The organism is Alteromonas sp. 14N.309.X.WAT.G.H12 (assembly GCF_036697315.1).
GTDB lineage: Bacteria > Pseudomonadota > Gammaproteobacteria > Enterobacterales > Alteromonadaceae > Alteromonas.
This window is the reverse complement of record NZ_JBAHZB010000096.1, coordinates 1-13,536: the sequence shown is the minus strand read 5'-3', so window position 1 is coordinate 13,536 and position 13,536 is coordinate 1. Positions and strand designations below refer to the sequence as shown.

At 45.8% G+C, this 13,536-nt stretch carries 19 protein-coding genes and 1 tRNA gene; 7 read left to right on the top strand and 13 right to left on the bottom strand.

Annotated features, from left to right (window positions below; translation table 11 throughout):
• Window positions 1-586: GGDEF domain-containing protein (locus V5298_RS16855; protein ID WP_332932598.1), on the bottom strand; the 586-nt coding region annotated here is incomplete at its 3' end.
• Window positions 587-957: 371 nt separating this feature from the next.
• On the bottom strand, window positions 958-1,560 hold the full coding sequence (locus V5298_RS16850; protein WP_332932597.1) for a hypothetical protein: 603 nt from the start codon (window positions 1,558-1,560) through the stop codon (window positions 958-960).
• A 218-nt stretch (window positions 1,561-1,778) separates the two neighbouring features.
• Here V5298_RS16850 and V5298_RS16845 point away from each other — a divergent pair, with 218 nt between their 5' ends.
• Window positions 1,779-2,330, top strand: a complete 552-nt coding sequence (locus tag V5298_RS16845; protein ID WP_332932596.1) for a YaeQ family protein — start codon at window positions 1,779-1,781, stop codon at window positions 2,328-2,330.
• Entirely contained in the window at window positions 2,327-2,635 is a 309-nt protein-coding gene (locus V5298_RS16840) for a hypothetical protein (protein WP_332932595.1), read from the top strand. The genes V5298_RS16845 and V5298_RS16840 overlap by 4 nt, the downstream gene beginning before the upstream one ends.
• Before the next feature lie 78 nt (window positions 2,636-2,713).
• Here the strand turns inward: V5298_RS16840 and V5298_RS16835 are convergent, their stop codons facing one another.
• From V5298_RS16835 to V5298_RS16800, 8 genes are all read right to left on the bottom strand, one after another.
• Window positions 2,714-4,039: a Na+/H+ antiporter family protein gene (locus V5298_RS16835; RefSeq protein WP_332932594.1), complete on the bottom strand. Its 1,326-nt coding sequence runs from the start codon at window positions 4,037-4,039 to the stop codon at window positions 2,714-2,716.
• A 121-nt stretch (window positions 4,040-4,160) separates the two neighbouring features.
• Window positions 4,161-4,781: a flavin reductase family protein gene (locus V5298_RS16830; RefSeq protein WP_332932593.1), complete on the bottom strand. Its 621-nt coding sequence runs from the start codon at window positions 4,779-4,781 to the stop codon at window positions 4,161-4,163.
• Between the two features lie 138 nt (window positions 4,782-4,919).
• Window positions 4,920-5,162 carry a cysteine-rich CWC family protein gene (locus V5298_RS16825; protein ID WP_332932592.1) on the bottom strand — a complete coding sequence of 81 codons (243 nt, stop codon included), beginning with the start codon at window positions 5,160-5,162 and terminating at the stop codon, window positions 4,920-4,922.
• Between the two features lie 73 nt (window positions 5,163-5,235).
• On the bottom strand, window positions 5,236-5,559 hold the full coding sequence (locus V5298_RS16820; protein WP_332932591.1) for a DUF3392 family protein: 324 nt from the start codon (window positions 5,557-5,559) through the stop codon (window positions 5,236-5,238).
• Between the two features lie 282 nt (window positions 5,560-5,841).
• Window positions 5,842-5,918: transfer RNA gene (locus V5298_RS16815), tRNA-Val, on the bottom strand.
• A gap of 107 nt (window positions 5,919-6,025) precedes the next feature.
• The gene (locus V5298_RS16810; protein WP_332932590.1) at window positions 6,026-7,255 is read right to left on the bottom strand and encodes an MFS transporter; all 1,230 of its coding nucleotides are present in this window, start codon (window positions 7,253-7,255) and stop codon (window positions 6,026-6,028) included.
• A 319-nt stretch (window positions 7,256-7,574) separates the two neighbouring features.
• A complete protein-coding gene (locus tag V5298_RS16805; RefSeq protein WP_332932589.1) occupies window positions 7,575-8,657 on the bottom strand; it encodes a patatin-like phospholipase family protein in 1,083 nt (360 codons plus the stop codon).
• Window positions 8,658-8,713: 56 nt separating this feature from the next.
• A complete protein-coding gene (locus V5298_RS16800) occupies window positions 8,714-9,082 on the bottom strand; it encodes a VOC family protein (protein ID WP_332932588.1) in 369 nt (122 codons plus the stop codon).
• 421 nt (window positions 9,083-9,503) lie between these two features.
• Here V5298_RS16800 and V5298_RS16795 point away from each other — a divergent pair, with 421 nt between their 5' ends.
• From V5298_RS16795 to V5298_RS16775, 5 genes are all read left to right on the top strand, one after another.
• Complete coding sequence (locus V5298_RS16795) at window positions 9,504-9,998, top strand: PTS glucose transporter subunit IIA (protein ID WP_332932587.1); 495 nt, start codon at window positions 9,504-9,506, stop codon at window positions 9,996-9,998.
• Between the two features lie 136 nt (window positions 9,999-10,134).
• Window positions 10,135-10,485 (top strand): ArsC family reductase, encoded by a 351-nt coding sequence (locus V5298_RS16790; RefSeq protein ID WP_332932586.1) that lies wholly within the window; start codon window positions 10,135-10,137, stop codon window positions 10,483-10,485.
• Window positions 10,482-11,609 carry a succinyl-diaminopimelate desuccinylase gene (gene dapE, locus V5298_RS16785; RefSeq protein ID WP_332932585.1) on the top strand — a complete coding sequence of 376 codons (1,128 nt, stop codon included), beginning with the start codon at window positions 10,482-10,484 and terminating at the stop codon, window positions 11,607-11,609. The genes V5298_RS16790 and dapE overlap by 4 nt, the downstream gene beginning before the upstream one ends.
• Window positions 11,606-12,283 (top strand): M15 family metallopeptidase, encoded by a 678-nt coding sequence (locus V5298_RS16780; protein ID WP_332932584.1) that lies wholly within the window; start codon window positions 11,606-11,608, stop codon window positions 12,281-12,283. The genes dapE and V5298_RS16780 overlap by 4 nt, the downstream gene beginning before the upstream one ends.
• Window positions 12,280-12,423, top strand: coding sequence for a DUF2897 family protein (locus V5298_RS16775; protein ID WP_332932583.1), 144 nt, complete (start codon window positions 12,280-12,282; stop codon window positions 12,421-12,423). Before V5298_RS16780 ends, V5298_RS16775 begins: the two co-directional genes overlap by 4 nt.
• 20 nt (window positions 12,424-12,443) lie before the next feature.
• Here V5298_RS16775 and V5298_RS16770 read toward each other — a convergent pair whose 3' ends face one another.
• The 3 genes from V5298_RS16770 to V5298_RS16760 all read right to left on the bottom strand — a co-directional run.
• On the bottom strand, window positions 12,444-12,770 hold the full coding sequence (locus tag V5298_RS16770; RefSeq protein ID WP_332932582.1) for a heavy metal-binding domain-containing protein: 327 nt from the start codon (window positions 12,768-12,770) through the stop codon (window positions 12,444-12,446).
• Window positions 12,767-13,183: an HIT domain-containing protein gene (locus V5298_RS16765; RefSeq protein ID WP_332932581.1), complete on the bottom strand. Its 417-nt coding sequence runs from the start codon at window positions 13,181-13,183 to the stop codon at window positions 12,767-12,769. Before V5298_RS16765 ends, V5298_RS16770 begins: the two co-directional genes overlap by 4 nt.
• Window positions 13,170-13,536 (bottom strand): succinylglutamate desuccinylase/aspartoacylase domain-containing protein (locus V5298_RS16760; protein ID WP_332932580.1); only part of this gene is annotated, 367 nt, incomplete at its 5' end. The genes V5298_RS16765 and V5298_RS16760, both read right to left, overlap by 14 nt.

Here is a 13,536-nt window from a genome sequence, read left to right as displayed (position 1 = left end):
GGGTGTCATTGACTTCTTTAAACATATCTAAATCAATAAAAAGCAACGCGAACTGATGCTGAGCCTTCTGTGCCGAGGCGATGCTTTTTGATAATAAGGCACTTAAGTAACGTCGATTAGGCAAGTTCGTCAAAAGATCCGTCGATGCCATGCTTTCTAGTTCATCGCGAATGGCAATTTGCTCGCTAAGATCAATATCCACACAAAACATCTCCGGTGAATCAGTGTCTTGTTTTAGCATGACATGGGAAGAAAAAACGTGCACCGGTGAGCCATCTTTTCGCATTAATACGAGCTCTTCAGAGGGGATGGGAATTCCTTTTTTAATCCATTGGGTATGTAAGCGTATGACCTCTGCACGCATAATCTTAGGTATAATGAGTTCTTCTAACCTTTGGCCGTGGGCTTCCCGCCCAGAAAACCCATATATACGCTCACTGGATTCGTTCCAATAAATAACACGACGATGTTTATCGTACCCTTGCACCGACACCTTAGGCAAAGCACTTAATAGCTCAATAAAGCGCTGCTCACTGATATCCTGACTTACCAGAGCCTCTTTCATTTCAAATTTATGTACTTTCATAGCGCCCCACATGAGGTTCTGTCACAATACCTCTAGTTGCGTGCAAAGCTTGGTATAAAGACACGCTGTGATAAATCCCAGCCGATGAATGGTATTGTTTAGAGAACTAATCAAAGTGTAGCGCAAAAACAAAACATTACTGACTTTCTCAACGCATAATGGCCGACATTAGTGCCACACAATTAGATGTATGCCTTAAAACACAATAGGTATTCTCCGTTTTAAGAGAATGTGCTACGTGATGACTAGGTGAAAGGATTTACCGTACACTATAATTAACGAAGCGCTGTAACACGCAACCGAGCAGCCTCACTTAGTTGACTTTTAGAAAATGAGGAAGCCAAGGCGCCGGGCCGTTGAAAGAAACGAAATCAACTAAACAGTGCCACAATGTCTCTTGCCCACTGAAATCCCATGGCGTTACAGGCCATCACAACTAAGGCGGCTACAAAGACCACCTGAATCACATACACGGCTATCTTAATGGCGTAATAAAGGACAAAGAGCCCTATGTATGAAGCGATAAAGAAAGTCCCTCCCGCCAGTGCAATTTGTACGATATTGAAATTATGTTCGTCATTCCACAAGATAACGACCCCAACCAGGGCAAGTATCAGCGCAAGGCCACTCATTTCTTCTGACACCTTATTTTTGGCTTTCTGTGTTGGGCTTTTTTTAGTGCCTGAAGCAGAGGGATTTTTAGTGGTTTTAGGTTTCGGTTTAACCACCGGAGCGGCGGGACGAAGTGGGGGGTTGGGTGCCGGTGTGTCAGGCGCAATAATATTACCAGCGCCATTGCAGGACCAACAGGTTTCTTGTACCGGTGTACTTGAGCGTCCACTGCCACTACAGCTTATGCAAGGCACATCGGTATAACTGCCGTGCCCAGAACCACCACAACTAGCGCAAGGTTCATAGTTACCGCTTGCTATGGTGCCTGCCCCAAAGCAATGATCACAGGTTCTACTTGCCATCGTTTGTCCCCTTCATGATAGTAATGTGAAATACACCGACATGGCGGTGAGCGAAGCTGTTCACGTTGAGCAACCCAAATGGCTAATCGTTACGTAATGCCGCTACTAGTCGCTATGAAAAGGTTAGGGAAAAATTTGGTTGTCTAAGGGCGAAACCAAACGTTAACTGATACTATACGCCGCAAATCACACTACCTTATGGAGGAACCGGGAGCCCCATGGCACTAAAAGCAACTATCTTTAAGGTCGACCTGTCGATTACCGACATGGATCGCAATTATTACCACGATCATAATTTGACCATTGCCCGTCACCCGTCGGAAAACGACGAACGCATGATGCTTAGGATCATCGCTTTTATTGCCAATGCCCATGAAAGACTTCAATTTACCAAGGGGCTTTCCTGTGATGAGGTACCGGATTTATGGCAAAAAAGCTACAGTGACGACATTGAGCTGTGGATAGAACTTGGCCAACCGTCAGAACAACGTATAAAAAAAGGCTGTAACCAAAGCCAGCAAATGATGATTTATGCCTACGCCGACAACAGTTTTGATGTGTGGTGGAAAAAAGAAGCCAACACCTTGAAGGTTAGAAAGAACTTGTCTGTGTTTACCCTACCAGGAGCGCTTGCCGCTGAATTAGCCGCCGGGGTGCGTCGTTCCATGCAAATTCAGGTAACCGTACAAGATGGGCATATGTGGCTAAACATGGAAGGAGACGACACCACACAAAGCGTGGAAATAGTGATAGAGCAACGCAAGCCATGAAAACACTGTCTAGCGTACAACGAAAACAACAAGCGTGTGTGTTAAGCGTGGCTGATACACTCGAACAACAAGGTCGAGAAGAACTTCAAGGGTTTCTGCAATGTTGGTTTGATATGCAGTATCATCACTTCCCCGATTCCCTTTTACTGCGTTTTCAGTTTGAAAATGAAGCCGCACTCACCGCTGCCCAACCGGCATTGAGAAAATGGCAAAAGCGCTTAAGTGCAGCCCTTGTCAGAAAAGGCGTGGTGCTAAAAGACATGCGCAGACATTTGGTATTTACCCTCGATGGGCCTGACACCTAGACCGTTATGCCCTGCCCCCAACCTTAACTGACCATCCCGGTGTTTGAAACGCCCCTTAGCACGCTATTTTCTTGCTGATTAGAGTGTCATCGCCGCCAACCAGCCAAAAGCAATCAACGGCAAGTTGTAATGCAAAAAGGTCGGCACCACAGTTTGCCAAATGTGCTCGTGTTGCCCATCGATGTTCAAGCCTGATGTGGGGCCCAAGGTTGAATCTGACGCCGGTGATCCCGCATCGCCAAGTGCTGCCGCCGTCCCCACAAGGGCCACGGTCGCCATGGGTGAGAAGCCAAAGGCAACGGCCAAGGGGACATAAATGGTAGCAATAATTGGTATTGTTGAGAACGAAGAGCCAATCCCCATCGTGACTAACAATCCCACCACCAGCATGAGAAAGGCAGCAAGGGGTTTATTGTCGCCAATAGTGGTTGATAGCGACTGAACTAAGGTTTCGACGCCATTGGAGGCTTTCATGACTTCAGCAAAACCCGCCGCAGCAATCATGATAAACCCGATCATCGCCATCAAGTGGACCCCTTTGGTAAACACATCATTGGTGTCTTTCCAAGCAATCACACCACCAAGATTAAAGACGGTAAAGCCTACTAGCGCGCCGATGATCATCGACCCCGACAGCAGTTGTACGCCTAGCGCCGCAATGATGGCAATAATAGACACGATAACGTGTGTAGGGTTAATGGTTTTCTGCTCAGCTTGCGGCGCCGTGTACTCGGTTACTGCGTAATCACGGGGTTTGCGATAGCTGATAAGGACGGCCACTAATAAACCAAAAACCATACCGGCACCGGGCAATAACATGGCGTGAGGGATTTGCGCTGCAGTTATGCCAGGTAAGCCATTATCATGCAGGTTTTTAAGTAAAATATTATTTAAGAAAATGCCACCAAACCCAATAGGCAACACCATGTAAGGCGTGATCAAACCAAAGGTTAGTACACAAGCCACTAAGCGCCGATCAAGTTTCAGTTTGGCAAAAACCCCTAACAGAGGGGGAATCAAAATGGGAATAAAGGCGATATGAACAGGAATGATGTTTTGTGATGACATGGTGATTAAAATCAACGCAAAAATCAGCGCGTATTTTAACCCGATAGATGCCGCTTCATTTTCACGACCAATAAAGCGTTTGATAACGGATTGTGCCAGCAAATCCGTTACACCAGAGCGGGAAATCGCCACGGCAAAGGTGCCTAACATGGCATAACTTAGGGCAATGGTGGCTCCGCCACCTAAGCCGCCTTCAAAGGTTGATACCGCATCAGTGAGGCTCATGCCAGAATACCAACCACCAACGATGGCACTAAAAGTGAGTGCCACCACCACATTTACACGCATCAATGCCAAAACCAGCATGATGCCGACAGATAAAACAACTGGATTCATAGTTATCCCGGATCGTTATGTTTAAATTTTTTAATTATTGTCAGTCTTGTCTATTGATAATGAAGACTACAAGTTGCGTTTACTGGCGGCACCGGCTTGTTACCCTTACCATCAGAGACAATCATTCCGGCCGAAGCATTTCAAAAACGTTTTCTTTAGATAGCGTATAGTAATCACCACTACCTCCACCACGGGTGACCGGCGCACTTTTAAGTGTACTGTATACGCCGTTTTCAATTAGCGACTTATCTATATGCACGCCCACCACTTCACCGATAATAAACCAACTGTGTAGCCTATCACCGCTTGCAGTCTTTAGCTGCACCACATCGCTAAGCTTACACTCCATACTCACTTTACTTGCCTTAACCCGAGGTACCCCGACAATGTTACTTTCTACAATTTCAAGCCCTGCATGGTGGAATTCGCTCTCTTCGGATGCAAAAGGCTTGCTGGTGATATTCATCGCTTCCACTAAATCCTTAGACACTAGGTTCCAGCAGAATTCACCGGTTTCCTGTACGTTAATGAAAGAATCTTTTTTACTGCCTACCACCGAAAAACCAATAATGGGTGGCGTATAATTTAACGCATTAAAAAAGCTATAAGGCGCAAGATTAAGGACGCCAGTCTTAGACTTTGTTGATATCCAGCCAATGGGACGTGGCGCAATAATGGCGTTAAAGGGGTCGTGGACAAGACCATGTCCCTGTTTGGGTTGATAAAAATGCGTTTGCTTCAAAACCATTCCTTAAAGAGTCTGTGAGTGATAAAGGTAGATTTTATAGGTCGACTCGCCTGACCCACTCAAGATTATCAAAAATAGGGTGAGCGATGCTAAATTATGTTCCGCAGGTTAGCGCCTGATCCAGGCTGTTATTTAGCCATCCGGTTGTTCATTCCCCTGTGCCCTTACGTTTTGATTTTTTTTGACGCACTCTTGGCAAATACAAGCCTTGTGTTTGCGGCTGGCGGGAACCTGTTGCAATAGATTCTGGGTAAACACAACGTCTTCGGCCATGCACCAGCAAGGTTGGTCGTTTGAAGTGAGGTTACCACAGTGGTTGAGGCCATTGCACAAGGGGCAGCGTGCTGCATCGGTGGGGCTTTTTTGCCTATTCATTTAATTGCGGTTCCCGGATATTAACGCGGTTAAAAAGTGACCAATAACGTGTTCCCCTTCACTCCCATGCTTGTTAAATATAGCGTCGGCGTTCGGCCAATATTCCCATCAACAAAAACGCAGCGATAAACGCCACACCGCGGTATGAGCAAGGCAGGAAAAAGATAAGGTGCTTAAACAGCGGCGCGCCCCATAAGGTTAATGCCCCATAGCCAAAGGCACACAAGAACACGAACAACAAACTGCGCAGTAAAAAGTGGTAACTTTTGATCAACTGTTTAATGTAGTTATTGATGAGATCGCCATAAATCACCAAGAGTGTGGCCACCAGCATCAAACTCATCTGATCATAATAGGGGCTAAGAAACTGATTAACTTGAGAGAGTATTTGGGCCATAAACTACAATGACATAAAGAGAATTAATTCAACGATTATAACACATTAGCGTAGTTTTGGGCGGTGTTGTTGATAAGCTTCATTCAGGTAAAATATCATCCATGTCATTCCACGCTTAATAGCCAATCTATTTACGCCTTTTTTGGATGTCACAGACAAATAGCAGAATTAAAGAGACTAAAAGAACTAGAAGGAAGTACTTGTTTGATACAAAAACAGAAACTTATTGAAAGAATAGGAATGTAATAGATTATATTCGAAGCAAGTTTTTAGAAAAAAAGATGGTGCGTCTACCCTGATTCGAACAGGGGACCTCTACCATGTCAAGGTAGCGCTCTAACCAACTGAGCTATAGACGCATTTAGCAGTGCCGTTACCACTATCGTGGTGAACGGCGCGTATAATAACGGGGCGTTATAGGTCGTGCAAGTTATTTTTAATCCTTACCCCGCTAACTGCTGCTGTTTTATACACTTTCCCGAATAGGCGACTCATTGGTGGCCGTATTGGTACTGAGCCCCCGACGTTGCCGCATTTGCATAGCACTTAGTGCCCACATGACAAAACCACCAGAAAACAGCATGGCCGCCGCAAAGCCAGTTTCATTAAAACTCGCTCCCGTTGCCAACAAGCTACCGCCAACCCAAGGGCCAATGGCGTTGGCCGTATTAAACGAACATTGTACCAAGGCCCCTAGCATGGCATGGCCCGTGGGCGACACATCCAGCAACATCGATTGTATTACCGACGCTAAGCCAACACTTGCCCCTAAGCAGAACACGCTAAAGTAAAGCCAATAAATATTAAACGCCGCATAAACATACATAACAGAGATGCCAATACTGCACATAAGGGCAATACCTGTGGTGGCAAGGGGGAAATGATCCGCTAACTTGCCGCACACCAAATTGCCTATTGTGGTACCAATTCCAAACATCATCATGGCGATGGAAATGGTAAATGCAGGCGTACCGGTAACGTTAATAATAGTATCGGCCAAGTAGGTATAAATACAAAACACCCCTCCAAAACCAATAAAGATGATGCCAGAGATGGACCATACCAACTTATTTTTTAATACGCTAAATTCATCCCTTAACCGTGTCGGCTTTAAAATTGGGCAGCTGGGCACAACAAAGTAAATAAGAAACACCGTTATTAAAGCAAGCATGGTCACTATGCCCATACAGGCTCGCCAGCTAACACTCTGCCCTAACAAGGTCGCTAAGGGCACCCCCACGATAGTGGAAATGGTTAACCCCGCAAAAACTTTCGACATATAGCTGGCGCGCTTGCCTTTTGGAGCCATATCCGATGCCACCAGCAAGGCAGTGGCAAAATAAGCACCATGAGGTAAGCCGCTAAGCACCCGGTAAAACACCAATTCAGGCAGCGAACTGGCAATGGCGCTTAGGCTATTGCCAATAAATATCATACTGGCAAAAAGAATAAGCGACGTACGTCGATTCATTTTATTGGTAAGCACCATAAATAACGGCGCACCTATCACCACGCCAATGGCATAACCACTGATGACATTACCTGCCATGGACGGCGTAATAAAAAAGCTGTCCGCAATCAGGGGCAACATAGACATAGATGCAAACTCTGTCAGCCCTAATGTGAATGTACCTAGCGCCATCACCAAAATGGGCCAAAAATAGGATTTGTTTTGAACGGTATTTGTGACCGACATAGTACCTTCTTTACAACGTGAAAATTCTTTAACTGCACTTCGATTACCGAACCTAATGCGTTAAAACAGGGGAACGAATTTATTCATTTATAGATGTAGGGATATGTACAGCGAACGCCACCAACAGGCGTATCTGCAAGGCTAAAAAACACCGCGCATAGCTGCAATACAGAATGTTATTTTTATTAAATTTGGACTTACTCTGGACGTAATATTATACAGCGAAGATAGGGCCAAGAACATCCTTTAAACACAGATTTTATGGCACTTATCACTTTTTATTGTTTAAAGGATTCACAGGGTCAACCAAAGTACTGGATTAATCCGCTTTTAATGCAAAGGGTAGCGGTTTTATTAAATCCATAATTTGGCCCGATTGGGTGATCTTCATAAAGTACTCCCCTAGCCTATCGGTTTCCTGTAACACCTTCTGCCAATAGCGGATGCGGGTATCTGCTGGCAGTTTTTCGAAGTCTTTTCTATCGGGGATCTTGCCATAAGGTAAGCTTGCGACAAACTCATCAGAAGGCACTAGCATCACCACGTTACGGTAACTACTGGCATGGGGAACCCGTCCTTTAAACCTTTTATCAAACCAGCCGGGAATGGGTTTAGCAGTAAAATGGGGGTATAACACCAGTCCTTGATCCGGCCCAAAGGAAAGATCAAAGTGATAGTCAATAATACCGCCATCACGGTACACCCCTTGTGGCGCAGCAATGATTTTTTCTACCCCTTCCAGCACCAATGGAATAGAGCCAGACGCCAATAGCGCATCGTTGACATTCACATATCCCAGCTCACTGGATTCGGTATTCAGCCCATAGGGATCGTGAATGGTTAAACGACTGCCGGGGGCCGAAAACACATGACGGGTATATAAAACATTCAGGTTTTTCCGCCCCATTGCATTTAGCGCCGCGCTAGCCAATAACCCTCGCATTTGGGTAATACGGCCTCGGCTTGCCATTGCCCCGTGACATCTTGCCGCAATTATGTGGATCTTAAAACGCTCATTGGTGATCACATCCATTGGCCCTTCCCTACCCATAACGTAACTGAGTAATGCCCGCGCTTTTTCGGTAATTTCATTGGCCGTTGGCTTAGCAGAATACACCGTATTGGCATACTGCTCGGCAAGACGATTTATGGCCGAATAGGGATCTTGCTGAACCATACAGGCCGCACGAAATGCGCCCGCCGACGTACCTATAATTTGGATCTGTCCACCTCGATGATGGAACCACTCAGGAAATAATACGCGGTCAAGGCCAGCCAAAACAAACCACTTGGGGCCGCCCGAGGCCCCAAGAAAATAATTAAACAGTAGTGGGTAAAATCCGTGTTTTTTAAGTAGTGCCAGCGCGCCGGGGCCAGCATACACATTAAGTGGCGCAGCCAATCTATAATCCCTTATTTATCTTTTGTGGAATAATTTACCAGCGCGTTACTTTATTGTCACTGATTGTCGCTGTATAACGCAAAACTGGCACCTGACGGGTCCTTAATATAAACAAAACTGGCTGTGCCGTGACGCCTCACATCCGTTAACGCCTGTCCACCCGATGCGATTGCCGCCTCATACGCACGGGTAAAGTCATCAGTGGTAAAATACGGGATCCAGCCCACGGGCACGGATTGATTTGACCCCTTCCGATGGCAAATCCCGCCCATGACATTACCATGGGCATCTTTCATAATAAAATCGTTATACCCGTCCATGGCCACTTCGTCTTTTGTCCAGCCGAGAACTTGTTGATAAAAATTGCTCACGGCAACAGCATCGTTTACCGTAAGATCACGCCAACTATCAGTTGAATCACTCATTGTCTGTCCTTGCTCTATTTCGTTGTGTCAAGGGCTCAAAGACGAAGAAATTACGCTTTTTCACCCTATTTTTTATTTATAACGGTAGACAACATCTGTGGAAAATGCTTGTGAAAACACAAATGTTATCCACTGACCATTGTTTAACCAATATTTTTTATTTAATAAAAACAGGCGGTTATAATACTCACACATACTACTCAACAAACTTATCCACAGATAAAGTGGATAACACAACAAAGAATGTGAAAAACGGGATCTAACGATACGATCTGGTTAGCTCTTGTGTTTTACATTAGTATTATCACTACAATACTGTATCAAAATTAACCACATAGGCCCAATCTATTTCGTTTTCTGATAAGGGCATAACTTATCAACATTGATTTGGTTTTATGATCACCGAAAATGGGTAACTGACTTGCAATTCGCTTCTTCTCCACCCGAACAGTTCACACAACATCATAGATTAACGGCGCCCATTGCGGCGCGGCCAATTTCGCTAGATGACATTACATGCCCTATTATTAGTGAACAAGTTTGGGGGCCTACCGTGGCGTTTCATTATTCTGGCCACACACTTTACGCCCCTGATGACTGTCGTATTGATGTCATACCTGAACGGGGATATGAAGTACGCTTACGCACCCTGTATGGTTTGAAGTTATTTATTACGCTATCGTTGCAACCCCTTCATCTTATGGGCGAAAAATGTGAGCGTTTGTGCCGGCCCGGTGACACCCTAGTCCAAGGTGCACCGATTATGCGTATTCAACCTCAGTGGCTCAAACAAAAAGGCATTGAACTCAATGGCGCCCTTGCCTTAATGAATGGCCACCAGGTAAAAGGCCTCACCTTGAGTACAAATAAACAGTGGGTGGCCAACGAAGATGAAATTATGGGCATTTATCTGTAATGCCCCTTCGCCCCGTCGGGGTTTTAACCGCAGTGGTGGTATGTAAACGCCGAATATCACGGTTCCACGGTTGCACTTGGCGACAGTCTTACTTTAGACTCTGTGATAATATTACAGACAGTGACAATTCCTATATATGACAACAACATTATTTGGTATCAGCAATTGCGATACGATAAAAAAAGCCAAAAAGTGGCTTGAAGAACATAATATTGATTACTCTTTTCATGACTACCGTAAACAAGGTATCGATGCCCACTGGCTGGCGGCAACAGAATCCCATCTTGGATGGGAAAATCTGCTTAACAAACGGGGCACCACCTTTCGTCAATTACCCGACGAAGATAAACAATCACTTGATAAAGAAAAAGCCCTCGCCCTGCTGCTGGCCCACCCAGCAATGATTAAACGTCCGGTTTTACAATACAACGACCACTACTTTTTAGGGTTTAAAGCCGATCAATACAAGGACATTTTCGCCCTATGACACACGTGGTAGAAGTAGCTAAGAATCTCATTAACCGACGTTCAGTTACCCCGGAAGACGCAGGTTGTCAGACCTACATGAAAGACTACTTAAATGAATCGGGTTTTAACCATGAGACCATGGTGTTTGAAGACACCACCAATCTATGGTCGCGCCGTGGCACCGAATCACCGGTATTTTGTTTTGCTGGCCATACTGACGTTGTACCTAGCGGCCCGGAAGAAGCCTGGATCTCACCGCCTTTTGAAGCCACGGAAAAAGACGGCTATTTATATGGCAGAGGCGCCGCAGATATGAAAGGCAGTCTGGCTGCCATGCTAGTTGCGACCCGTAAGTTTGTTGCCGATTATCCTAATCATCGCGGCAGTATTGCTTATCTGATCACCAGTGATGAAGAAGGCCCTTTTATCAACGGTACCACCCGGGTTATCGACACCCTTGAAGCCCGAAATGAAAAAATTGACTGGTGCATTGTGGGCGAACCTTCTTCCACCACAGAAGTGGGCGACGTGGTCAAAAACGGACGTCGGGGATCATTAACGGGTGATTTAACCGTCAATGGCATTCAAGGGCATGTTGCCTACCCCCATTTGGCAAAAAATCCGGTACATGATGTGGCCCCCGCACTGAGTGAATTAAGTCAGGCCCATTGGGATCACGGCAATGATTACTTCCCTCCGACCAGTTTTCAAATCTCCAACATTCATGCTGGCACCGGAGCTGGAAACGTGATCCCCGGCACCTGTCAAGTGTGTTTCAACTTCCGGTTTTCCACGGAAGTTACCAATGAGAAGTTAATTGAAAAAGTGAATCACATTCTTGATGGTCATCAGCTGGACTATCATATTGACTGGACATTCAATGGCCAGCCGTTCCTCACCGATGCTGGCGCTTTGGTTGAAGCCACCCAGCAAGCCATACATGAGGTAACAGGCCGTGACACAAAACTGTCTACTGCTGGAGGCACATCTGATGGACGCTTTATCGCGCCTACGGGTGCCCAAGTTATCGAGCTAGGGCCGGTGAATGCCACCATTCATAAGGTTAACGAGTGCGTGTTAATGGATGATCTTGCCAAATTGGCAGACATTTATTACGCCATACTCGTACGTTTACTCGCATGAGTCAGCAGAACGCCTGGCTGGGTATCGACAATCCCTTCTTATGTGAAGTGGATACGTCCTTTTTCATCCATAAGGCGGTTAAACCCGCCTGGCTGGATTTACAGGCCGCAGCACATAAAGCGGGCATTGATTGCCAGCTTATTAGTAGTTATCGGGATTTTTATCGGCAACTGGCCATTTGGAATCGCAAATGGCGGGGCGAGGCAACCTTGTTTGACACCGCCGGCAATATCATTGCCGCGGAATCCTTAAGTGATGATGAAAAAATCGATGCTATACTAACATGGTCAGCACTTCCTGGTGGCAGCAGGCATCATTGGGGAACAGATATCGATGTTTATGATAAAACGTCAGTGGATCATTGGCCCCATAAATTTGAATTGGTTGATGCAGAGTACCGTGAACAGGGACCGTGCCATGCTCTGGCCTGCTGGCTTGATGAAAACCTGCATAAATTTGGTTTTTCACGACCATTTATGCAAGATAAAGGCGGCGTTGCCGTGGAGCTTTGGCATCTCACCCATACGGAAAGTGCCGCCTACTTCGAGCAGCAACGCAACATAGCGCAACTTCACAAGGCGCTCAGCGAGGCCGAAATGGAAGGAAAAGCTGCAGTACTGGCTCGCCTTGATGAGCTGTATCACCGTTATGTACTAAATGAGGGTAAAATGTGAGTACCGGCTGGCTTATTGTGATCATTATTCTTGCCGTAGGCTTTATTGCCGGAAATGTGCTGTTATTAAAGTCATCCTCTCGCTTTAAAGTACCGAAGGACTTCAAACCCAGAAAATATGATGATGACGACGATGATTGAAATCGACGTCATTCACTCTGCTAGGCCTCGGTGATCTTAACGGCAGTGCCAGCAATGCTAACCATAAGCATACTGCCTTTATCTCCAATGACCTGATAATCAATATCAATCCCCACCACCGCGTTTGCGCCCATAGCACGGGCTTCTTGTTCAAGTTCTGAAAACGCCAATTTACGGGCTTTGGTTAATTCACCTTCGTAAGCGCCAGAACGCCCACCAACGATATCCCGTATTGATGCAAATAAGTCTTTAAACATATTCGCGCCCATTACCGCTTCACCAATCACGATACCGTGATATTGGGTAATATTTTTTCCCTCTATGGTAGGGGTTGTGGTTAATATCATGATCTCTCCTGTGCTGAAAAAGCGTGTTTTAAGGCTGTAAGTCGTTGGGTTAATTCATCGCTTTCGTAGGGTATGGCAGGCTGCTTTCCCCAAATGGGTGCGGGCCAGGCCACATCCTTTTCAAATCGTGCCACATGATGCACATGCAACTGACGAACAATATTGCCGATGGCCGCCACGTTGAGCTTGGTTGGTTGAAACAACGAAGACAATACATCACAGGTTAAACGGGATTCATCACAGTATATGCGCATCTGTTGGTCAGTAAGATCCGTAAGTTCGATAGCATCAGGAATACGGGGAACTAAAATTAACCAGGGAAACTGACTGTCGTTAGCGAGTAAAACCCGACAAAGTTCGAGATCGTCAACAAGCACACAATCTTGTTGTAAACGAGGATCAAGCTTGAACATTAATTTCTCCTATTCCCACAGGGACAACGGTTAACAGTGCACGTTGCCCGAGCGCCACATTCGCATTAGGGAAAACAATGGCTTCGCCGTCCTGTTCCGTTTCATAACGCCGGCCCTTTTCAGACGCCAAGCAATACCCTTTTTCAAAACCGGTAAAGTTGGGTGTATCGTCAGCAAAATGCAGGGTGAAATCTTCGTGATTCCTATTAATAACCTGATTGATTCGATACAAGGTAACCTCACTAATATCATCATCTACACTAAAGGCCCGCTGACCAATAAGGTTTCTCAAGGTGCTACGCACGTTGGCAAAATTAGCCATATCATTTTGACCAAACGCCTTAACCTTACCC